This is a genomic window from Enterobacter sp. GD03975 (assembly GCF_029838645.1).
Taxonomy (GTDB): domain Bacteria; phylum Pseudomonadota; class Gammaproteobacteria; order Enterobacterales; family Enterobacteriaceae; genus Enterobacter; species Enterobacter quasihormaechei.
The window spans coordinates 67,221-87,927 of sequence record NZ_JAOBZC010000012.1; the positions used below are offsets into that span (position 1 = coordinate 67,221).

General features: G+C 55.5%; 20 protein-coding genes and 1 tRNA gene. 7 read left to right on the forward strand and 14 right to left on the reverse strand.

Annotated elements, in window-relative coordinates; genetic code table 11:
- Positions 1-45: 45 nt before the first annotated feature.
- Genes N5C09_RS17380 through N5C09_RS17390 form a run of 3 tightly spaced genes read left to right on the forward strand, consistent with a single transcriptional unit; the run spans position 46 to position 4,093 of the window.
- Positions 46-1,449, forward strand: a complete 1,404-nt coding sequence (locus tag N5C09_RS17380) for a cytochrome ubiquinol oxidase subunit I (protein ID WP_003862857.1) — start codon at positions 46-48, stop codon at positions 1,447-1,449.
- Positions 1,449-2,459 (forward strand): cytochrome d ubiquinol oxidase subunit II, encoded by a 1,011-nt coding sequence (gene cydB, locus N5C09_RS17385; RefSeq protein WP_063451967.1) that lies wholly within the window; start codon positions 1,449-1,451, stop codon positions 2,457-2,459. Before N5C09_RS17380 ends, cydB begins: the two co-directional genes overlap by 1 nt.
- Positions 2,460-2,467: 8 nt before the next feature.
- On the forward strand, positions 2,468-4,093 hold the full coding sequence (locus N5C09_RS17390) for an alpha-amylase family protein (RefSeq protein WP_063451968.1): 1,626 nt from the start codon (positions 2,468-2,470) through the stop codon (positions 4,091-4,093).
- Here the strand turns inward: N5C09_RS17390 and N5C09_RS17395 are convergent, their stop codons facing one another.
- The 4 genes from N5C09_RS17395 to N5C09_RS17410 are packed head-to-tail and all read right to left on the reverse strand — an operon-like array spanning position 4,094 to position 6,590.
- On the reverse strand, positions 4,094-5,080 hold the full coding sequence (locus tag N5C09_RS17395; RefSeq protein WP_279749532.1) for an SDR family oxidoreductase: 987 nt from the start codon (positions 5,078-5,080) through the stop codon (positions 4,094-4,096).
- Between the two features lie 16 nt (positions 5,081-5,096).
- Positions 5,097-5,615, reverse strand: coding sequence for a 2-oxo-tetronate isomerase (locus N5C09_RS17400; protein ID WP_063451970.1), 519 nt, complete (start codon positions 5,613-5,615; stop codon positions 5,097-5,099).
- 15 nt (positions 5,616-5,630) lie between these two features.
- Positions 5,631-6,077, reverse strand: coding sequence for a YetF domain-containing protein (locus tag N5C09_RS17405; RefSeq protein ID WP_063451971.1), 447 nt, complete (start codon positions 6,075-6,077; stop codon positions 5,631-5,633).
- 9 nt (positions 6,078-6,086) lie between these two features.
- Positions 6,087-6,590 (reverse strand): hypothetical protein, encoded by a 504-nt coding sequence (locus N5C09_RS17410; protein ID WP_279749533.1) that lies wholly within the window; start codon positions 6,588-6,590, stop codon positions 6,087-6,089.
- Between the two features lie 139 nt (positions 6,591-6,729).
- Here N5C09_RS17410 and N5C09_RS17415 point away from each other — a divergent pair, with 139 nt between their 5' ends.
- Both N5C09_RS17415 and N5C09_RS17420 read left to right on the forward strand, forming a co-directional pair.
- Positions 6,730-7,119 carry a YdeI family stress tolerance OB fold protein gene (locus N5C09_RS17415; protein WP_063869470.1) on the forward strand — a complete coding sequence of 130 codons (390 nt, stop codon included), beginning with the start codon at positions 6,730-6,732 and terminating at the stop codon, positions 7,117-7,119.
- A 61-nt stretch (positions 7,120-7,180) separates the two neighbouring features.
- Positions 7,181-8,065, forward strand: coding sequence for an SDR family oxidoreductase (locus N5C09_RS17420; RefSeq protein ID WP_279749534.1), 885 nt, complete (start codon positions 7,181-7,183; stop codon positions 8,063-8,065).
- A gap of 77 nt (positions 8,066-8,142) precedes the next feature.
- Here N5C09_RS17420 and N5C09_RS17425 read toward each other — a convergent pair whose 3' ends face one another.
- Positions 8,143-10,125: an alkyl sulfatase dimerization domain-containing protein gene (locus tag N5C09_RS17425; RefSeq protein WP_279749535.1), complete on the reverse strand. Its 1,983-nt coding sequence runs from the start codon at positions 10,123-10,125 to the stop codon at positions 8,143-8,145.
- A gap of 170 nt (positions 10,126-10,295) precedes the next feature.
- Here N5C09_RS17425 and N5C09_RS17430 point away from each other — a divergent pair, with 170 nt between their 5' ends.
- A complete protein-coding gene (locus N5C09_RS17430; protein ID WP_063867929.1) occupies positions 10,296-10,694 on the forward strand; it encodes a hypothetical protein in 399 nt (132 codons plus the stop codon).
- Positions 10,695-10,752: 58 nt separating this feature from the next.
- Here the strand turns inward: N5C09_RS17430 and N5C09_RS17435 are convergent, their stop codons facing one another.
- The 5 genes from N5C09_RS17435 to actS all read right to left on the reverse strand — a co-directional run bounded on the left by N5C09_RS17435 (position 10,753) and on the right by actS (position 14,779).
- Complete coding sequence (locus N5C09_RS17435; RefSeq protein ID WP_107533676.1) at positions 10,753-11,364, reverse strand: outer membrane beta-barrel protein; 612 nt, start codon at positions 11,362-11,364, stop codon at positions 10,753-10,755.
- Between the two features lie 99 nt (positions 11,365-11,463).
- Entirely contained in the window at positions 11,464-12,093 is a 630-nt protein-coding gene (locus N5C09_RS17440; RefSeq protein ID WP_279749536.1) for a helix-turn-helix domain-containing protein, read from the reverse strand.
- Positions 12,094-12,156: 63 nt separating this feature from the next.
- Complete coding sequence (locus tag N5C09_RS17445) at positions 12,157-13,332, reverse strand: outer membrane protein transport protein (protein ID WP_279749537.1); 1,176 nt, start codon at positions 13,330-13,332, stop codon at positions 12,157-12,159.
- A 552-nt stretch (positions 13,333-13,884) separates the two neighbouring features.
- A tRNA-Gly gene (locus tag N5C09_RS17450) sits at positions 13,885-13,958 on the reverse strand.
- A gap of 80 nt (positions 13,959-14,038) precedes the next feature.
- Positions 14,039-14,779, reverse strand: coding sequence for an amidase activator ActS (gene actS, locus N5C09_RS17455; protein WP_038416673.1), 741 nt, complete (start codon positions 14,777-14,779; stop codon positions 14,039-14,041).
- Positions 14,780-14,942: 163 nt separating this feature from the next.
- Here actS and idi point away from each other — a divergent pair, with 163 nt between their 5' ends.
- On the forward strand, positions 14,943-15,485 hold the full coding sequence (idi, locus tag N5C09_RS17460) for an isopentenyl-diphosphate Delta-isomerase (RefSeq protein ID WP_193526966.1): 543 nt from the start codon (positions 14,943-14,945) through the stop codon (positions 15,483-15,485).
- A 48-nt stretch (positions 15,486-15,533) separates the two neighbouring features.
- Here the strand turns inward: idi and lysS are convergent, their stop codons facing one another.
- From lysS to dsbC, 4 genes are all read right to left on the reverse strand, one after another.
- Positions 15,534-17,051, reverse strand: coding sequence for a lysine--tRNA ligase (gene lysS / locus N5C09_RS17465; RefSeq protein WP_279749538.1), 1,518 nt, complete (start codon positions 17,049-17,051; stop codon positions 15,534-15,536).
- 9 nt (positions 17,052-17,060) lie between these two features.
- A protein-coding gene (prfB, locus tag N5C09_RS17470; RefSeq protein WP_102750013.1) for a peptide chain release factor 2 occupies positions 17,061-18,159 on the reverse strand; the annotation gives its coding sequence in 2 pieces (ribosomal slippage) (positions 17,061-18,083 and positions 18,085-18,159; 1,098 coding nt in all).
- Between the two features lie 90 nt (positions 18,160-18,249).
- The gene (recJ, locus tag N5C09_RS17475; protein ID WP_279749539.1) at positions 18,250-19,983 is read right to left on the reverse strand and encodes a single-stranded-DNA-specific exonuclease RecJ; all 1,734 of its coding nucleotides are present in this window, start codon (positions 19,981-19,983) and stop codon (positions 18,250-18,252) included.
- 5 nt (positions 19,984-19,988) lie between these two features.
- The gene (dsbC, locus tag N5C09_RS17480) at positions 19,989-20,702 is read right to left on the reverse strand and encodes a bifunctional protein-disulfide isomerase/oxidoreductase DsbC (protein ID WP_063451984.1); all 714 of its coding nucleotides are present in this window, start codon (positions 20,700-20,702) and stop codon (positions 19,989-19,991) included.
- Between the last annotated feature and the right edge of the window lie 5 nt (positions 20,703-20,707).

Consider the following 20,707-nt stretch of genomic DNA (forward strand, 5'->3'; position numbering starts at 1 on the left):
TGCCTGGCAATACCATGTGCGCTATCAGTTCCAGAGGTACGGAGCATGTTCGAGCTCGATGCGTTTCATCTGGCCAGGATCCAGTTCGCCTTTACCGTCTCTTTTCATATTCTCTTCCCTGCGATCACCATCGGGCTTGCAAGCTATCTGGTGGTACTCGAAGGCATGTGGCTTCGCACAAAAAACGATGTCTGGCGCTCGCTATACCATTTCTGGCTAAAGATTTTCGCCGTGAACTTTGGCATGGGCGTGGTTTCCGGGCTGGTGATGGCTTACCAGTTTGGCACTAACTGGAGCGGCTTTTCCCAGTTCGCGGGCAGCATAACCGGCCCCCTTCTCACCTATGAAGTTTTAACCGCCTTCTTCCTGGAAGCCGGTTTCCTGGGCGTGATGCTGTTCGGCTGGAACAAGGTTGGCCCCGGCCTGCACTTCTTTGCCACCTGCATGGTGGCGCTGGGCACGCTGATGTCCACCTTCTGGATCCTCGCCTCCAACAGCTGGATGCACACCCCGCAGGGCTTCAGTATCCAGAACGGACAGGTTATTCCCGAAGACTGGCTGGCCATCATCTTTAACCCCTCTTTCCCTTACCGCCTGATCCATATGTCCATTGCCGCCTTCCTGTGCAGCGCCTTGTTTGTGGGCGCGTCCGGGGCGTGGCATCTCCTGCGCGGTAACGATACGCCCGCGATCCGCAAGATGTTCTCCATGGCCATGTGGATGGCGCTGCTGGTCGCGCCCATTCAGGCCGTGGTCGGGGATATGCACGGACTGAATACGCTTGAGCATCAGCCGGCCAAAATCGCCGCGATTGAAGGCCACTGGGAAAACCCGCCGGGCGAGGCCACCCCGCTGCTGCTGTTTGGCGTACCGGATATGGAAGAAGAGCGCACCAAATACGGGCTTGAAATTCCGGCCCTCGGCAGCCTGATCCTGACGCACAGCCTGGATAAACAGGTGCCTGCGCTGAAAGATTTCCCGAAAGAGGACCGTCCGAACTCGCTCATCGTCTTCTGGTCCTTCCGCATTATGGTCGGCATGGGCCTGCTGATGATTACGCTTGGCGTGCTGAGCGTCTGGCTGCGCTATCGCCGTCGGCTTTACCACTCCCGGCCATTCCACTGGTTTGCCCTCTGCATGGGGCCAGCCGGACTGCTCGCGCTGCTCGCCGGATGGGTCACCACCGAGGTAGGCCGTCAGCCGTGGGTCGTCTACGGCTATCTGCGCACGATAGATGCGGTGTCTCTGCACAGCACGTTGCAGATGAGCATCAGCCTGCTGGCCTTTATCGTGGTTTACTGTTCGGTGTTTGGCGTGGGCTATGTGTATCTCGCCCGGTTAATTAAGAAAGGGCCGCAGCCTGTCGGCACGCTGACGTCTAACACGTCGGGCACCCCTGCCCGTCCGCTGTCCGCCGCCGAGTCCGTTCCGGAAGAGGAGAAGATCTGATGGGCGTCGATATCCCGGTCATCTGGTTTGCCATTATTGTCTTCGCCACGCTGATGTACATCATCATGGACGGCTTCGATCTCGGTATCGGCATGCTGTTCAGCTTTGTGGGAGATGCCAAAGAGCGCGACGTGATGGTGAACAGCGTCGCCCCGGTCTGGGACGGAAATGAAACCTGGCTGGTTCTCGGCGGCGCGGGGCTGTTCGGCGCGTTCCCGCTGGCCTACGCGGTGATTATTGATGCTCTGACCATCCCGCTGACGGCCATGCTGATCGGGCTGATTTTCCGCGGCGTCGCGTTTGAGTTTCGCTTCAAGGCAACCCCCTCCCACCGCAAGTTCTGGGACTACTCCTTTGCTGGCGGGTCTCTGCTCGCGACCTTCAGCCAGGGGATCGTGGTCGGCGCGATGATCAACGGCTTTGATGTCGAAGGGCGACGCTTTGTTGGTTCCTCGCTGGACTGGTTCACGCCGTTTAACCTGTTCTGCGGGCTGGGCTTAATTGTCGCCTATACCCTGCTGGCCACCACGTGGCTAATCATGAAAAGCGAAGGGGCGCTGCAAAACCGGATGCGCGAGCTGACCCGACACGTGCTGCTGGCGCTGATCGCCGTCATTGCGGTGGTGAGCATCTGGACGCCACTCGGCTGGCAGTTTGTCGCCGAGCGCTGGTTCACTCTGCCCAACTTCTTCTGGTTCCTGCCGGTCCCTGTACTGGTGGCGGTATTCAGCCTGTGGATCTGGCGGCTGACGCGCAATCCCGACAGCCACGCCCGCCCGTTCCTGCTGACGCTGGGCTTAATCTTTCTCGGCTTTAGCGGGCTGGGCATCAGCCTGTGGCCACACATTATTCCGCCGCACATTACCCTGTGGGAAGCCTCTGCGCCGCCTGCCAGCCAGCTGTTTATGCTGATTGGCACGCTGCTCATCGTTCCGGTGATCCTGGTTTACACCGCCTGGAGCTACTACGTCTTCCGGGGCAAAGTGTCTGATACCGAAGGTTATCACTAAGGATTGCTATGGCAGGCTGGCATACACGCGCCATTATTTACCAGATTGATACCGCCCTGTTTTACGATCTTAACGGCGATGGCTGCGGCGACATCGCCGGGATCGCCGCGAAGCTGCGCTACATTCGCCGGATGGGCGCGACGGTTATCTGGATCACCCCGTTTTACCTCACGCCTTTTCTCGATGAAGGCTATGACGTGAGCGACCATTTGCAGGTCGATCCCCGCTTCGGCAAGCTCAACGATATTATCGCCTTCATTGAGCAGGCGCGGGAGCTGGGGATGAAGGTCATTATTGAACTGCTGATCCAGCATACCTCGGATGCGCACCCCTGGTTTCAGCAGGCCCGCCGCAACCCGCAGTCACCCTACCGGGACTATTACCTCTGGTCCGACACGGACGAGGACGATACGCCCCCAATGTTCCCTGGCGTGGAAAAGAGCGTCTGGACATGGGACGACGAGGCGGGGCAATACTACCGGCATATGTTCTATCGCCACGAGCCGGATCTTAATCTGGCTTCCCCTGCGGTGCTGAAGGAAGTTGAGAACATCATCATCTTCTGGCTAAAGCTCGGGGTGTCGGGCTTTCGTCTGGATGCGGCGTCGCACCTGACAAAACAGGCCGGACGTGGGGATGAAAAACGCGGGCTGTGGATCCTGGAACACCTGCGGCGTCTTATCGAGCAGCGTAACCCGGACGCGATCCTGCTCGGCGAAGTCGACGTGGAGGTCGAAGCCTACAAAGCGTATTTTGGGCAGAACGATCGGCTGAATCTGGTGCTGAATTTCTGGCTCAATAAGTACTTCTACGTGAGCCTTGCGGAGAAAAGCGCGCGACCGCTGCGCAACGCGGTAAAGAAGATGATTGTGCCGCCAGACTCCTGCTGTTTCGCCAACTGGCTGCGCAATCATGATGAGCTGGACCTGGAAGGGATAGGGAAAAAAGCGAAGCAGACCGTCGTTGATGCCTTTGCCCCGGATGAAGAGATGAGCGTGTATCAGCGTGGGATCCGCCGCCGTCTGGCGCCGATGCTTAATGGCGATCGAAAGCGGCTGGCCTTTTGCCATGCGGTCTTATTTTCACTGCCGGGCGTACCGGTCATGCGCTACGGGGATGAGATTGGCATGGGGGATGATTTGGATCTGGAAGAGCGTTACGCCGTCCGCACTCCGATGCAGTGGGCCGGATCGCAAGGCGGCGGCTTCTCAGATGCCGACCCGGATACCTTTATCGCCCCGATAATCGACCACGGTCCGTACCGCTACCAGAAAATCAACGTGGCGGACTCCCTGTTGCACCGCAGCTCGCTTCTGCACCGCATTATCGACATCGCCAATACGCGCTCCGAGTTCCCTGAAATCGGCGTCGCGCCGTTTCGCCTCATCACTATCGACAGCGATGCGGTGCTGGGGATCTATTACGAAACCGATACGCGCAGCATCCTGACCTTCGTTAACTTCAGCGATAAGCCCGTTAATTTTACCGCCAGAGGGATCCGACACGCCACCTGGACCGCCTGCCTGGCAGACAAACGCTACGACGACGCGCTGATTTGCGGTAAAACCGTTGAGCTTAACCTCAGCGGCTACGGCTACCGCTGGTTCTGGACCGATCGTACCGCGTTGCGCTGATTAGCGTCTCCGGGAGAGCAGCAGACGAGCCACGATCGCGCCCGTGACGGCAAGGGATCCGAGCAGCACTTTCCCCGGCATACCGGAGGTGACGCTGGTGGCGCGCTCTTTTGCTTCGTTGGTGAAGTGCCCGTGGATTTTATGCAGATCGTTAATCGGCCGATCCAGATAGTCCTGGCGATCGTCCACATTCAGCGTATCGGTCATCTGCCCTTCCCAGGCTTTTTTGACCATCAGCCGGTCCAGAAAACCGGGGAAAAGGAATTGCCCGACAATTGACTGGATCGTGCTGCTGCCCACCCACAGCTCCCGCACCGGTTTTTGAGCTACCTTGAAAATCGCGCTGGCAGCCACTTCCGGCTGAAACACGGGGGGAACCGGTCGCATAGCCCAGGCAAATTTATTCCTCGCCCACTCGAACTGCGGCGTGTTGAGGCCCGGCATCTGTACCATGGAGATCTGCACCCGGCTGTTTTCATGCATCAGCTCGGTGCGCACGGCGTCGGTAAACCCGCGGATCGCGGCCTTCGCCCCACAGTAGGCTGACTGCAAGGGAATGGAGCGGTAGGCCAGCGCGGAGCCAACCTGAATAATCGTTCCCCGGTCACGAGGAGCCATTAACTCCAGCGCGGCGCGTGTGCCGTTAACATAGCCCAGATAGGTCACCTCGGTGACGCGGCGAAACTCGTCAGGGGACATGGTGCGAAACGGCGCCAGCATCCCGCCCATGGCGTTATTCACCCACACGTCAATGGCCCCTAGCCGGTATTCAATCTCGTTGGCAGCCTCGGTCACCGCCTTGCTGTCCGCCACGTCGGCCTGAACGGCACACGCGTTGATCCCGAAACGGCGTAACTCCTCTTCCGTGGAGCGCAGGCTCTGCTCATCGCGGGCAATAATGCCCACGTCGTAGCCCGCTTTAGCAAAGTGCAGCGCCGTGGCTTTCCCCACGCCCGCCGTACCGCCGGTAATTACGATGACAGCCATAGCCATTCCCCTTGTTTCAGACGTTATCCCAGCCGGAAAGTATTTCGATCAGTTCAGACAGCGAATAACGCACCGCTTTTTCCACCACATCCTGACATTCCCCGGAAAAAAGCACGGTGCGGGTTTCCGTCTGCCCGCAAATATTCCAGCCGAAGCAGACCGTACCGGCTGCGGTGCCATCGTCTCCGCCTTCCGGCCCCGCATAACCGCTGATGGCAACGCCGATATCCGCCTCGGCAATATCGCGAATTTTCGCAGCCATCTCGGTCACCGTCTGCTCGCTGACGGCGGTGAACCGTTCAATCGTGTCGTGGTTAACGCCCAGGATCCGCTCCTTCGCTTCGTCGCTGAATACCACCATGCCCACGTCATAAAACTCTGCGGTGTTTTCTTCTGCACAGAGCGCCACCGCCAGATTACCGCCGGTACAGGACTCTGCCGTGGTCATACGCAGCCCTCTGTCTGTGAGCGTTGTGGCGAGCTTTTTCGTCAGCTCGCTGATGGTCGTGTTGTTATCGTGAATAAGGTTGCTCATGGATGTGCCCCTTAATTAATTTTCTTCAGGAATAATCGAAATATGGCCGTTACGCTCAAGGATTGCGTACTTAATATCTTTTAATTCCGTTATGCCGTGATTCTGGCGTGCTGAAACCAATATATCATCGCAGGATACATCGACTTTTTTCAGTTTATCCGCGATGGGAACACCATTCTCTACCAATATTACCGGCGTGCCATCGAGAACATTCTCAACGGAGGAAGAATATTTTTTCATTAGGCCAAAAATAATATCCACCACCACCAGCGTTGTTATTGTAATCATCGCCCCGGTAACGGAAAAATCTTCGCCCAGTAGCGCCTGCTGTGTCGCCTCACTGATAATTAAGAGCAAAATAAGGTCAAAGCTGGTCATTTGCAGCAGGGCGCGCCGCCCGGCGACTTTAAACACGATCACCAGAAACAGGTATATTGCCAGGGCACGAAAAACCATGTCCATATTCGACTCCTAGGGGTAAATAAACTGCCAGAAGCGGATCTCTGGCTCGTTGTTTACGCGGATACTGTTTGTCCATTTCCCTGCTTTTGTCGGCGTGATGAACAGCAAGACGGTGAACTTATCGCTCTGTTTTAAGTTATCGTAGACAAGAAACAGGGTATTCCCACGGCTGTACATGCTGTCCGGCTGCGGCCAGACGCTGCCTGGCTCATACACGTCGCTGCTTTCGCTGGTCAGGCTGAGGGTGTATTTGCCCTCAGCTTTTACCGGGAAGGTGAGCGCCATCCGCGATTCGGTTTGGCGGCGGCCGAAGAGCTCATAGCTCAGATTCAGGGATTTTGCTTCGTTTGTTTTCTCCACGTCGCTGAGCGCGCCGCTGGAAAACAGGCCGGCGATCGCGGCCACGATAATAGCTAACAGGACAATAAAACCAACCTGACGAAATGCATACTCAAACGTCAGTAAACGATTACTCTCTTTTATCCCGGGCACTTTTTCATTTTCAGGTTCCATGGCTTTCGTCACCGTTTCGCTTAATTGCCGAAATTTATGATTTTTCTACGCAAATGCTTTTAAGACTTATCACATTTGCCACATAAAGGAATAGCAACAATACTTAATAAGTCAAGACATGCAAAATGAAGGATATCAGATGAAATTATCAGCCATTACAGCTTTGTTAATATTAATTATCCCTTCTGCATGGGCAGATAATAACGGCGGGTTACAAAAGGGTGAAGCGCCCCCGCCACCGCATGCGCTGGACAGCGGTTATCGTGGTACTGATGATGCGCGCATTATGACGATAACTCAGGCGAAAGAGATGCATGACGGCGCCTCTATTTCACTGCGCGGCAACCTTATTGACGGGAAGGACGATAAATACGTATTCCAGGATAAAACCGGGAAAATAGATGTTGTTATTCCGAAAGCCGTATTTGATGACAGAACCGTGGAGCCTGACAACATGATCAGTATTAGCGGCTCGCTCGATAAAAAATCATCACCGCCCGTCGTGCGGGTCAGCCACCTGCAAAAATAATTCAGCGAAGCGTTAACGCTGTACCTATCCATCAAATCTCACCCCTAACAAGGAGTTAGCTATGAGTGATAATGAACAACGTACGAACGCTTACCCAACGCCCCCTTTCCCGGAACAGCCCCAGACGCCACCGGGCCTGGCCTCTGAAATGGACCCTGTTCCCGATCACGGCGAGACAAGCTACAAAGGGCATGGCCGGCTTACCGGTAAAAAAGCGCTTATCACCGGGGGTGACTCCGGCATCGGGCGCGCGGTAGCCATTGCCTATGCCCGCGAAGGGGCAGACGTGGCGATCAACTACCTGCCGGAAGAGGAAGAAGACGCAGCCGAGGTGATTGCCCTGATTAAAGCCGAAGGGCGCAACGCCGTCGCGCTGCCGGGCGACGTACGGGACGAAACCTTCTGTCAGAACCTCGTGGAGCAGGCCGTCAGCAAGCTGGGCGGGCTGGACATTCTGGTGAATAACGCTGGCCGCCAGCAGTACCGCGAGTCGCTCGAAGAGCTGACCACGGAAGATTTTGACGCGACCTTTAAAACCAACGTTTACGCGCCTTTCTGGATCACCAAGGCGGCGCTACGCCACCTGAAGGCCCCCGCGTCCATTATCAACACCTCATCCGTACAGGCGGTAAAACCGAGCGCCGTACTGCTTGACTATGCGCAGACCAAAGCCTGCCTCGCGGTGTTCACCAAAGCGCTGGCGAAGCAGCTGGGGCCGAAAGGGATACACGTTAACGCGGTAGCGCCCGGACCTTACTGGACCGTGCTCCAGCCCAGCGGCGGTCAGCCGCAGGAAAAAGTGAAACACTTTGGCGAGAGCACCCCGCTGGGGCGTCCGGGTCAGCCCGTCGAAATCGCGCCGCTGTACGTCACGCTTGCCTCGGATGAGTGTTCATACACATCCGGCCAGGTATGGTGTTCAGACGGCGGGGATGGCGTCATTTAACGATCAAGGCGAAGCCGCCACCCGGCAAATTATTGCATGCGAATGCTAAAAGGCTGCGAAAGCAGCCTTTTTTACGTTCAAGGGGTAACGAGAGTAAACCAGAAACGGAAGCTTTCCATGCAGCGCAGCATGTCATCCACCTTCGCGGCATTGCCGACGATCGTCACCTCACCTGCCTGTTGCGCCTTTTTCAGCGTGGTTTCTTTAAGAATGATTTTGTTTAGCGTTTCCCGGCTGAGCGTTATGGTCGCATCCGGATCTTCTGCCTGAGCGTTGGCGCTATGGTTTAGCACGCCATTTTCCAGCTCCAGCTTATACTTGCCGCCCTCGCGGCCTAAATCAACGTTAAAAATGCCGCTGATATTCGCTGCCCTGACGCCGTTAAGGTGAACGCCGAAATAATCGAAAATCATCTCCGTCGACATGGCGCGGACCGCATCCGGGCTGGCGGTTTTGGGCGTCGGCATTTTCTTCACGCCGTGGCGCAGCTCCTGCGCGCCGGTGAGGTAGGCGTTACGCCACGGCCCTGACTCGGCCTGGTATCCCAGCTGTTCAAGCGCGTCGGCTTCCAGTTCGCGCGCCGCTTTATTATTGGGATCGGCGAAGACGACTTTACTGACCACCTGCGCCACCCAGCGGTAATTCCCCCTGGCGTAATCAATACGGGCTTTTTCAAGGATCGCGCTGGCTCCCCCCATGTAATCGACATACCTTTTCGCCGCCTCGACCGGCGGCAGTTCATCGAGCGTCGCCGGATTGCCGTCGAACCAGCCAAGATAGTAGACATAGGTGGCTTTGACATTGTTGCTTACCGAGCCGTAGTAGCCGCGGCCTGCCCAGGATTTTGCCAGCCCGTAAGGCAGGGCGAAATTAGCGGCTATTTCATCCCGCGTCAGCCCTTTATTCGCCAGCCTTAGCGTCTGGTCGTTAATATAGCGGTAGATATCACGCTGGCTCTTCATCAGCTTCACCACTTTTTTGTTACCCCACGTGGGCCAGTGGTGCTGCGCGATGATGATGTCCGCTTTATCACCCCAACGATCGATGGCGTTATTGATGTACTTTGACCATGCCAGCGGATCGTGTATTTTCGCCCCGCGCAGCGAGTAAGTATTGTGCAACGTGTGGGTGACGTTCTCTGCGGCTTCAATCAGCTTTTTCTCTTCTATATACCAGAGCATTTCCGCAGGCGCTTCCGAGCCCGGCGCCAGCATAAAGTCATAGGTGAGACCGTCTATAACCTCTTTCTGCCCGTCTACGACAATAGTGCGAGTGGGCGCGATGAGCGTCACCGTGCCTGCTGAGGTGGTGGTCCCCAGACCCGCCCCCACCTGCCCCTTCACGCCGGGCTTCAGCAGGTTTCCGTGGATATAGCTGGCACGCCGGCTCATGGCATTCCCGGCCATGATATTTTCCGATACCGCCTCTTCCATAAAACCGGCTGGGGCATAGACTTTCACCTTGCCGGACGTCACCTCGGCTTCATCCACTACGCCACGCACGCCGCCATAGTGATCGACGTGGCTATGGGTATAAATAACGGCAACAACCGGACGTTTGCCGCGATTTTTGGCGTAAAGATCCATGCCCGCTTTGGCAGTTTCAGCAGACACCAGCGGATCGATAACCGTGATCCCCTCTTTCCCCTCTACGATCGTCATATTCGACAGATCGAGGTTGCGGATCTGGTAGACGCCTTCTGTGACCTCAAACAGACCACCGATATTATTCAGCTGCGCCTGACGCCACAGGCTCGGGTTGACGGTATCAGGTGCTTTTTGCCCTTCTTTGATAAAAGCATATTGCCGGGGGTTCCAGATAACGGCGCCTTTTTCATCTTTAATCACCGCAGGCGGCAGCGGGGCGATAAAGTCTTTATGCGCATTGCGGAAATCGGTTTTATTAAAGAAGGGCAACTGACCATAAAGTGCATCATTCATTTCCTTCGTACGGGCAGTTGCCTCCTTTACGTCCTTTTGTGCCAGGACAGGCAATGAGACCAACGAGGCCAGGAGCAGACCAGCAACGGCCATCGCACTAACGAGAGTTTTAAATTTCATACTTCCTCGAGGAGACATATTCACGCTGGCGGTACAGGGGGGAAAGGAGGCTATCACCGGACTTTTCTTTTACCTAAGGAAATAACGTTTATAAATAAACAAGGTTAACCTTTCGTCGCTGTAGCCTTCAGGGATAATGCTGAGTCCCATTATTTTTCCGGAGTGATTCGATGAAGAGCCTGCCGTTCTTTTTCGCTGTCTTAAGCCTGAGCACATTAACAGCATGTCGTTCTTCCCCACCCGATAACGTTGAAAAGATTAATCATCTGCAAATTCCGCTGGTATTGCCGGGAGAGAAACCGCCGCAGGCACAGATTTCTCATATCGCGTCTCTTTATCAGGAAAATAAACAGCAGATTGATAACTTAACGCGCAGCGTAAAATCGCAGTATCTTCAGGGCACAACCGCAAAAGAAATTTTTGTTTCTGACAGTGCGGTTCAACGCGTCTATGCCTCGCTGACCAAACTGGAACAATTAGATATGGTTAATCAGCAGTACCTGAAAGATAAAAACTTAACGGGCCTGCAAAATATTCATCTCATTCTTGAACCGTTATTATCCAGCTGAATGCAAAAAACCCGGCTACACGGTAGCCGGGTTTTTATTATGAGTAATGCCACGGGCATCAGTCGTACTGACCGAAGCGATAGCTAAGCCCTGCGGTGACGGAACTCAGGTCGCTGCTCACACCGATCTGGTTAACATTTCCCACGTTGCTTACCCACTGGTACTCCAGACGACCCGCCCAGTTTTTGTTGAAGGCGTATTCAGTACCTACGGCTGCAAGCGGGCGCACGCCGGTTTCAAAGCGATTGTGACCACTTACATCGGATTCAGCGCGATAGCCCATCGCACCGGCACGGCCATAAATATCCCAGTCATTGGTCAGGGCGTAACTCGCCTTCAGAGACATTTGCAGGCCCTGAGTCTTCATTTGCGCCCCTGCGCTATGTTGACCCTTGATCTGCATATTTCCTAAATAGTCATAACCGCCTTCTACCGCAAGCCATGGGGTAATCTGATACCCCGTATAAACACCTCCGCCGACATTATCATGGTCAAAATCGAAGTGGTCGGAATTATTGTTATCAAATGCTTTTGAACCCGTACTGGTATCAAAATAGTGAGACCAGCCGAATTTTGCTCCGCCGTACCAGGTGCCCGCATCCGCGGCGGCTAACGCTGAAGTGGCGGTAAACGCATTTACCATAATCAATGCGATAACTGTCTTTTTCATAAATATACCGTTTACGTGATAAAATAAAATTTAGAAAGCAAACGATATAGAAAATGAACAGCCTCGTTAATTCTATTTCTGTTTAATTTTAAACTTTCTCTAGAATGATTCAGGTAAATGCCTGACTTCCAGCAGATATCCACCGCGCCTGAAGGAGATATACTCTCCCTGCTTAAGGGCGGATAATACATTGAGTATACTGCTGCGAGAGAGCAGCGTTCGATCCTGAATATATTCCAGAATCGTGGTTCGTAAACGCATCTCTTCAGGTAATAAAATCATTTCCTGAAGGTGGTTACGAATAACCGAATAGGTACGCTGCTGTAGTACCTGCGCATCACGGAATATCAAATAGGCCGTGTGGTATGAGAGCAGCGCCGCAACATCCTCCCAGACGCCCTCGGCACGAAACAACGCTGCCGCCTTGTCCGCATCGAGACGTAAAATGGTCGACGTCCTCTCGGCCCGCAGAAAATGCCCCTGGGTAGGCTGGATCATCTCTGCGATACCAAACAAATGCGGCTCGTAAACGGTTACTACCACCAGTCCATCCGAGGCCCGCAGCAGGGACAGTTCCCCTTTCAGAAAGAGATACATCTGCTGCTTCCCTTTCCGTAACCACGTGAGTCGCTTGCGCGGGACAACCTGCACTTTCTCCGCTATCGGCTCAAGGATAGCGGTCAGTCGTTCGATGGATTTTTCGGGTCGAACAGGCGGTAAAATATGCATGGTACAACCTTCTGACAGTGAATATCTGCGAGTATAGACCATATATTTTAAGCGGTTAGCCGATCAAAACTGATAGCTGTAGTTGACGCTGGCAAACCAGAGATAAGGATGGTCGTAACTTCCGGCAAACGCCGTCGGCGATTTCACATGCGAGGACTGCATATGAAGATACGAAACGGCAACACCCATATTGCTGGCCGGGGTGATCTGATACTGGGCTCCCGTGCCAAATCGCCACTCATCGCCGGTAGGTAAGGTTAAGGCCACATCACTCTGGCTTTCATACGGCGAGCTGTCGAACGCCACGCCGGCATTCAGTCGCCACTGAGGCGTTGGACGATACTGCACGCCCACCGCGCCATGCCACGTGTCCTTGAGACGGCTGACGTTGTGCAGCTGCTGGTCCCCGACAACAATTTGCGGCGCGCCGAACCGGCTCCAGTCCTGCCAGCCGAGATCGCCCATAACCGACCACCGCGGATTTATATCATGCACCAGGCTGAGCATGATTTGCTGCGGCGCGCTGATTTGCGCCGACACCGGCAGGTCGTAGGTGCCGTTCTGTAGACGCGCTTTGCCGTCAATATTGAAGCTGTAGTCCGTTTCGCTGTTCCAGGTCATACCGGCTCGCGTCTGGTCAGTCAGCTGCATCAGCAGCCCAAGCCGATAGCTCATGGCCAGGTCTTCATCGCGTTGCCGATAGTCATCATCGTTAACGTTGCGGGTCAGCGAGAAATAACCATAGTTAACGTTGGCAGACGCACCAATCGAGAGACGGTCGTTAAGCTTATAGGCCAGCGAGGGGCTGAGCGTCATGGCCACCATGGTGCTCTTTTTGATCAGCCTGTCGCCCGTCCAGCTGCCATAGTCGATCCCCAGGCCGTAATTACCGTAAAGCCCGACCCCGGCATAGAGATTATCGGTCACCTTCTGGCTATAAAAGGCGCTGGCATTTGGGATGGTTTTCATCACGTCGCCGGGGCTTTGATCGTTATCGTTATCCAGCTGGTTATCGATGGAGCCGTCCATAACCTGTAACCCACCGGTGACCATATGGTCCGGTAACCGCGTCATGCCGGCAGGGTTGGTCATAATTGTCGAGGCATCCTGCGCACGAGCGGCCTGCCCTGCGCCGGCAAGCGCGGTATCTTCGGTGCCTGCTTCATAAAAATAGAGGGCGCTGGCATGGGCACTGGAGGCGGCTAATACGCCAGCGCACAGGAGGAGTCGTGTTTTCATCTGCGATCCGGGAAATAAAAAATTTGCCGACAGATATAACAGGGGCGCCTGATGACGTAAAAAGGAAGAGGGTTTAATTTTAAATTATGCGCGTGCGTATTTATATTTATGACACTCCAGCGACAGCCGGAACAAAGGCACCGCGACTCTGCCTGCACCTGGAGAAGAATGTCTTAAAATGCCGTTTGTACTCGTTCGGCTTAAGACAAGCGTTACTCACTACTGGGATCGCTCTTATCCTCTCGCATGGATTCGATAAACTCCCGTTGCTCCGGTGTGAGTTCAAGCTCATCCAGCAGGCGATCTAACTCTTCTTCAGGCGATTCCTTTTGATTCTTTCTCTTCCCGCTAGCCATACTCACCCTTGAGTTATTAGGATTAATCTCAGGGTATCCAGGGTACAGGAAATGTGCAACTCACCGTGTTATGTCGATAACCAATCATAACAATGAACGAAAGGGGGAAGCAGGTACGCCAGTACAGGATAGTCAACGCTACTGAGCAACGTACTGAAATAGAGAGTTTTTCGAACGGTTCTACTTGAGGAAATTCTGGAGCGGGCGAAGGGAATCGAACCCTCGTATAGAGCTTGGGAAGCTCTCGTTCTACCATTGAACTACGCCCGCTTTGAGGTGCGTAAGGCATTATAGACCTTACGCTTCTGCATACAAGCCTCTTCACAGCTAACTGGCGATAATCTAATCACTTAGCACTTTGGTTTGCTACCCTGCGCTGGAAGATAACGCTGCGGATCGATGGCCGTGGCCTTATAGCGGATCTGGAAGTGCAGCTTCACCGTATCCGTCCCGGTACTGCCCATGGTCGCAATCTTCTGCCCCGCCTTTACGTTCTGACCGTTGTTGACCAGCATCGTGTCGTTATGCGCATAGGCCGTAATGTAGTCCTCACCATGCTTAATCATGATCAGGTTGCCATAACCGCGCAGCTGATTACCGACATACACCACCTTCCCGGCTCCCGACGCGTAAACCGGCGTGCCGCGCGCAGCTGCGATATCAATGCCTTTGTTGCCCCCTTCCGAGAGCGAGTACGGCGCCACCACTTTTCCGCTGGCAGGCCAGATCCAGCAGCGCTGACCAACCGGCGGCCAGGAGGATTTTGGTACCTGGTAGGATGGTGTGACTTTGGCCGTTTTGCGCGTTGAGGATTTTTTCCCTGAGGAGGAACCGCCGTTAACCTTGAGCTTCTGCCCTATCTCAATGGTATACGGTGGAGAGATGTTATTCAGGCGCGCCAGCTCCTTCACGCTGGTCCCTGTGGCACGTGAGATGCGGTAGAGCGTGTCTCCGCGCTTAACGGTATAGACGGCACCGGAATAACTGCCCATATCCGACGATTTACTCCCCGAGCATCCCGCTACAAGTAGCGTCAGCGTCAGGCAGAAAACGGCAATGATCGGGTTTCTCGTCAGGCTTCCTGCAAACAAAACAGCTCCTCGGTCAGCGTGAATGGCGCACTATGATAGCAGCCCAAACTGATGCCGGTCATGCCCTTTTCCGCTCTGTGGGCCAAACCGTTCGCACAAGAATGCAGTATAATAATTCTGCTGATGGTGCTGAACCATTTGGCATTTTGGCACTGGAGCATCAATGAGTATTCAAGAACACGTTATTTTGGTAAATGACCAGGGAAAGGTGATTGGCACTCAGGAGAAGTACGCCGCGCACACGACACACACCCCGCTACACCTGGCTTTCTCTTCGTGGCTGTTTAACGCTAACGGAGAATGTCTGATTACCCGGCGCGCCTTAAGTAAAAAAGCCTGGCCTGGCGTGTGGACGAACTCCGTTTGCGGTCATCCACAGACCGACGAAGCGACGGAGCAGGCGATTATCCGCCGCTGCCGCTTTGAAATCGGCGCCGAAATCACCGACATCACTCCCGTTGCCCCGGCGTTCCGCTATCGCGAAGCCGACCCGTCCGGGATCGTTGAAAATGAGATTTGCCCGGTCTACGCGGCCCGCGTCACGAATACCCTCGCAATCAATAGCGACGAAGTGATGGAGTATCAGTGGGTGGAGCTGGACGCGCTATTCCGCGCGCTGGACGCCACGCCGTGGGCGTTCAGCCCGTGGATGGTGCTGGAAGCGACGGCCGCGCGCGAAGAACTCAGCGCCTTCGCCGCGCAATAAAAAAGCCCCGGCGAAATACGCGCGGGGCTTTTTTTACATCTTAGCGGCTTATTTCACCGGACGCATCGCCGGGAACAGGATCACGTCGCGGATGGTGTGGCTGTTGGTGAACAGCATAACCATACGGTCGATACCAATACCCAGGCCAGCCGTCGGCGGCAGGCCGTGTTCCAGCGCGGTTACGTAGTCTTCGTCGAAGAACATCGCTTCGTCGTCGCCTGCCGCTTTCGCATTAACCTGATCCTGGAAGCGCTGCGCCTGATCTTCTGCATCGTTCAGCTCGCTGAAGCCGTTGCCGATTTCGCGGCCACCGATGAAGAATTCGAAGCGGTCAGTGATTTCCGGGTTCTCGTCATTACGACGCGCCAGCGGAGACACTTCCGCCGGGTATTCGGTGATGAAGGTCGGCTGAATCAGGTGCGCTTCTGCCACTTCTTCGAAGATCTCGGTCACGATACGGCCCAGACCCCAGCTCTTCTCAACCTTGATACCGATGCTTTCGGCGATCGCTTTCGCAGAGTCAAAGTTATCCAGATCCGCCATCTCGGTTTCCGGACGGTATCTCTTGATCGCTTCGCGCATGGTCAGTTTTTCGAATGGCTTGCCGAAGTCGAACACTTCTTCACCGTAAGGCACTTCGGTGGTGCCCAGAATATCCTGCGCCAGGGTGCGGAACAGGGATTCGGTCAGCTCGATCAGATCTTTGTAATCCGCATACGCCATGTAGAGTTCCATCATGGTGAACTCTGGGTTATGGCGCACGGAGATGCCTTCGTTACGGAAGTTACGGTTGATCTCAAACACGCGGTCGAAACCACCTACCACCAGACGCTTCAGGTACAGTTCCGGCGCGATACGCAGGTACATGTCGAGATCCAGGGCATTGTGATGGGTGATGAACGGACGGGCAGATGCGCCGCCAGGGATCACCTGCATCATCGGGGTTTCCACTTCCATAAAGTCGCGGTTAACCATGAACTGGCGAATACCGGCCATGATCTGGGAGCGAATTTTGAAGGTCTTACGGGATTCATCGTTAGAGATGAGGTCCAGGTAGCGCTGACGATAGCGCGCTTCCTGATCCTGCAAACCGTGGAACTTGTCCGGCAGCGGGCGCAGGGCTTTGGTCAGCAGACGCAGCTCGGTGCAGTGGATAGACAGTTCACCGGTCTTGGTTTTGAACAGTTTACCTTTTGCGCCCAGGATATCGCCCAGGTCCCACTTCTTGAACTGCTCGTTGTAGATGCCTTCCGGCAGGTCGTCACGGGAGACGTACAGCTGAATGCGGCCGCCAACGTCCTGCAAGGTCACGAAGGACGCCTTACCCATGATACGACGGGTCATCATACGGCCAGCCACGGACACTTCAACGTTCAGCGCTTCAAGCTCTTCGTTCTCTTTACCGTCGAAGTCAGCGTGCAGTTGGTCTGAGGTATGGTCACGACGAAAATCGTTCGGGAACGGCACGCCCTGCTCGCGCAGCGCTGCCAGCTTCTCGCGGCGGGTTTTCAGTTCGTTGTTAAGATCGACTACCGCGTCAGCGCCCTGTGCTTGTTGTTCAGACATGTTGGTTCCTCATAACCCTGCTTTCAAACTTGCTTCGATAAATTGGTCCAGGCTGCCGTCCAGCACCGCCTGCGTGTTACGGGTTTCAACCCCGGTACGCAGGTCTTTGATGCGGGAGTCATCAAGGACGTAAGAACGGATCTGGCTGCCCCAGCCGATGTCGGACTTGTTGTCTTCCATCGCCTGTTTCTCAGCATTTTTCTTCTGCATCTCCAGCTCATAAAGCTTCGCTTTCATCTGCTTCATGGCCTGGTCTTTGTTCTTATGCTGGGAACGGTCGTTCTGGCACTGTGTGACCAGCCCGGTTGGAATGTGGGTAATACGCACCGCAGATTCCGTACGGTTAACGTGCTGACCACCCGCGCCGGATGCGCGGTACACGTCAATACGCAGGTCCGCCGGGTTGATGTCGATATCGATATCTTCATCCACTTCCGGGTAGACAAACGCGGAGCTGAAGGAGGTGTGGCGACGGCCACCGGAGTCAAACGGACTCTTACGCACCAGGCGGTGAACGCCGGTTTCAGTACGCAGCCAGCCGTAGGCGTAGTCACCGATGATCTTGATGGTGACGGACTTAATGCCGGCAACTTCACCTTCAGACTCTTCGATAATCTCGGTTTTGAAACCGCGCGCTTCCGCCCAGCGCAGATACATACGCATCAGCATGCTGGCCCAGTCCTGCGCTTCGGTACCGCCAGAACCTGCCTGAATATCGAGATAGCAGTCCGCGCTGTCGTATTCGCCGGAGAACATACGACGGAATTCCAGCTGCGCCAGCTTCTCTTCCAGCACGTCGAGTTCTGCCACGGCTTCGTTAAAGGTTTCTTCGTCGTCGGCTTCGACGGCCAGCTCCAGCAGCCCAGAAACATCTTCCAGACCCTGCGACATCTGATCCAGCGTATCTACGATAGCTTCGAGGGAGGAACGCTCTTTACCCAGCGCCTGAGCGCGTTCAGGTTCGTTCCAGACGTCCGGCTGTTCCAGCTCGGCGTTTACTTCTTCGAGACGCTCTTTCTTGGCATCGTAGTCAAAGATACCCCCTAAGAACGTCAGAGCGCTCCGTGAGGTCCTGAATGCGGTTTTTTACCGGATTAATTTCAAACATGGTCTGTTTTCTTTTATGAGCTTGTCAAAATGCGGTGATAAGAGCGGGATTGTACCGAATCCACGCCCTTTTTTATAGAGATTACTGACGCTAAATTGGCCAGATATTGTCGATGATGATCTGAAGGGAGCGGTTACCGCGAAACTCGTTAATATCCAGCTTATAGGCCAACTCAACCTCGCGCACGCCGTTGTCCGGCCAGATGGAGGTATCAACGTTAAAGGCAATGCCGTCCAGCAGCGGCCCGCCGCCGACCGGTTCCACCATCACTTTGAGGTGGCGTTCGCCGACAATACGCTGTTGCAGCAAACGAAAACGCCCGTCGAAAAGCGGCTCCGGGAACATCTGCCCCCACGGGCCCGCATCGCGCAGCATCTGCGCCACGTCCATGGTCATTTCAGCCGGGGAAAGCTCACCGTCAGAAACCACTTCCCCCTGCAACAGCGACGGATCGATCCAGTCGGTGACCAGTTCGCCAAACAGACGCTGGAATTCGTCGAACTTCGCCTCTTCGAGCGACAGGCCCGCGGCCATTGCGTGGCCGCCGAACTTAATCATCAGGTTCGGATGAAGCGTGTCGAGACGCTCCAGCGCGTCGCGCATGTGCAGCCCCGGAATCGAGCGTCCGGAGCCTTTCAGCGTGCCGTCCCCGGCAGGCGCAAACGCGATCACCGGACGGTGGAAGCGCTCCTTGATGCGTGAGGCCAGAATGCCCACCACGCCCTGGTGCCATTCAGGGTGATACATCGCCAGCCCGCCCGGCAGGGTATCGCCGCTGCGCTCCAGCTTTTCGCACAGGGTCAGCGCTTCGGCCTGCATCCCCTGCTCAATCTCTTTACGGGTCTGGTTGAGCGCGTCCAGCTCGTTGGCCAGCACGCGCGCTTCGCCGATGTTGTCGCACAGCAGCAGCGCGACGCCAACGGACATATCGTCCAGCCGCCCCGCCGCGTTCAGGCGCGGGCCGAGGGCAAAGCCCAAATCGCTGGCCGCGAGCTTAAGCGGATCGCGGTTGGCAATTTCCAGCAGCGCCTTGATCCCCGGACGGCATTTACCTGCGCGAATACGGCTTAAGCCCTGCCAGGTGAGAATCCGGTTATTGGTATCGAGCGGCACCACGTCCGCTACGGTTCCCAGCGCCACCAGATCGAGATATTCCGCCAGGTTCGGCACAGCTATCCCGCGCGACTCAAACCAGCCCTTATCGCGCAGCAACGTGCGCAGCGCCAGCATCAGATAAAACGCCACCCCTACCCCGGCCAGCGATTTCGACGGGAAATCACAGTCGCGCAGGTTGGGGTTAATGATGGCTTCGGCGGCCGGCAGGGTTTCTCCTGGCAGGTGGTGATCGGTGACCAGGACCGGGATCCCCAGCGCATGGGCATGATCGACCCCCGCATGAGAGGAGATCCCGTTATCCACGGTCATGATCATCTGTGCGCCACGGGCGTGGGCCTGATCGACCACTTCCGGGCTGAGGCCGTAGCCATCCTCAAACCGGTTCGGCACCAGATAAGTCACGTTATCGCAGCCCAGGGCACGCAGGCTGAGCACGCTCAGCGCGGTGCTGGTTGCGCCGTCGGCATCGAAATCGCCCACCACGACAATCCGCGTCCCTTCACGGAACGCGTCGTAGAGCATGTCGGTCGCTTTTTCGATGCCGCTCAGCGCCTGCCAGGGCAGCATGCCTTTGACGCTGCGCTCAAGATCGCTTGCCGTTCGCACGCCGCGGCTGGCATACAGCCGCTTTAGCAGCGGAGGAAGGTCGGCGGGTAAATCGGCCGTATCAACCGCTTCACGGCGGCGCAGTTTTATCGGGGCTTTCACGCGAATTACTTACCGCCCGTCTGTTTCTGATGCGCGTCGAGGAACGCTTTCATCTCTTTTGGACCCTGATAGCCCGGCACCACGTAACCGTTGCTCAGCACAATGGCTGGCGTTCCGCTCACGCCAAACTGGACGCCCAGCGCGTAGTGGTTAGCAATGTCGATATCGCAGGACGCAGGCTTCACGCCTTTGCCGTTCATCGCGTCATCAAAGGCCTTATTGCGGTCTTTCGCACACCAGATCGCCTTCATATCCTGCTCGGGCTGGCTCTGCACGCCGGCGCGTGGGAAGGCCAGGTAACGCACGGTAATGCCCAGTGCGTTGTAGTCTTTCATCTCTTCATGCAGCTTGTGGCAGTAGCCGCAGGTGATGTCGGTGAAGACGGTAATGACGTGTTTTTCCTGCGCCGCTTTGTAGACGATCATCTCTTTTTCAAGCGCGTTCAGGTTTTTCATCAGCAGCTGGTTAGTGACGTTCACCGGCTGCGCGCCGCTCACGTCGTACATTGGCCCCTGAATGATGTGCTTACCGTCTTCGGTCACGTACAGCACGCCGCTGTTGGTCAGCACCGTTTTCATGCCAGCCACCGGCGATGGCTGGATCTCGCTGCTGGCGACGCCGAGTTTCGTCAGAGACTGTTTAATGGCGGCATCGTCCGCATGGGCAAATCCGGAAACTGAAGCTGCCAGCAGGGTGAACAGCGCTAAAGACTTTTTCATATATG

Excerpts from the sequence above, each read along its gene's own strand:
- N5C09_RS17380 (WP_003862857.1), top strand. The coding sequence starts at position 46 with ATGTTCGAGCTCGATGCGTTTCATCTGGCCAGGATCCAGTTCGCCTTT.
- cydB (WP_063451967.1), top strand. The coding sequence starts at position 1,449 with ATGGGCGTCGATATCCCGGTCATCTGGTTTGCCATTATTGTCTTCGCC.
- N5C09_RS17390 (WP_063451968.1), top strand. The coding sequence starts at position 2,468 with ATGGCAGGCTGGCATACACGCGCCATTATTTACCAGATTGATACCGCC.
- N5C09_RS17395 (WP_279749532.1), bottom strand. The coding sequence starts at position 5,080 with ATGGCTGTCATCGTAATTACCGGCGGTACGGCGGGCGTGGGGAAAGCC.
- N5C09_RS17400 (WP_063451970.1), bottom strand. The coding sequence starts at position 5,615 with ATGAGCAACCTTATTCACGATAACAACACGACCATCAGCGAGCTGACG.
- N5C09_RS17405 (WP_063451971.1), bottom strand. The coding sequence starts at position 6,077 with ATGGACATGGTTTTTCGTGCCCTGGCAATATACCTGTTTCTGGTGATC.
- N5C09_RS17410 (WP_279749533.1), bottom strand. The coding sequence starts at position 6,590 with ATGGAACCTGAAAATGAAAAAGTGCCCGGGATAAAAGAGAGTAATCGT.
- N5C09_RS17415 (WP_063869470.1), top strand. The coding sequence starts at position 6,730 with ATGAAATTATCAGCCATTACAGCTTTGTTAATATTAATTATCCCTTCT.
- N5C09_RS17420 (WP_279749534.1), top strand. The coding sequence starts at position 7,181 with ATGAGTGATAATGAACAACGTACGAACGCTTACCCAACGCCCCCTTTC.
- N5C09_RS17425 (WP_279749535.1), bottom strand. The coding sequence starts at position 10,125 with ATGAAATTTAAAACTCTCGTTAGTGCGATGGCCGTTGCTGGTCTGCTC.
- N5C09_RS17430 (WP_063867929.1), top strand. The coding sequence starts at position 10,296 with ATGAAGAGCCTGCCGTTCTTTTTCGCTGTCTTAAGCCTGAGCACATTA.
- N5C09_RS17435 (WP_107533676.1), bottom strand. The coding sequence starts at position 11,364 with ATGAAAAAGACAGTTATCGCATTGATTATGGTAAATGCGTTTACCGCC.
- N5C09_RS17440 (WP_279749536.1), bottom strand. The coding sequence starts at position 12,093 with ATGCATATTTTACCGCCTGTTCGACCCGAAAAATCCATCGAACGACTG.
- N5C09_RS17445 (WP_279749537.1), bottom strand. The coding sequence starts at position 13,332 with ATGAAAACACGACTCCTCCTGTGCGCTGGCGTATTAGCCGCCTCCAGT.
- idi (WP_193526966.1), top strand. The coding sequence starts at position 14,943 with ATGAGTATTCAAGAACACGTTATTTTGGTAAATGACCAGGGAAAGGTG.
- lysS (WP_279749538.1), bottom strand. The coding sequence starts at position 17,051 with ATGTCTGAACAACAAGCACAGGGCGCTGACGCGGTAGTCGATCTTAAC.
- dsbC (WP_063451984.1), bottom strand. The coding sequence starts at position 20,702 with ATGAAAAAGTCTTTAGCGCTGTTCACCCTGCTGGCAGCTTCAGTTTCC.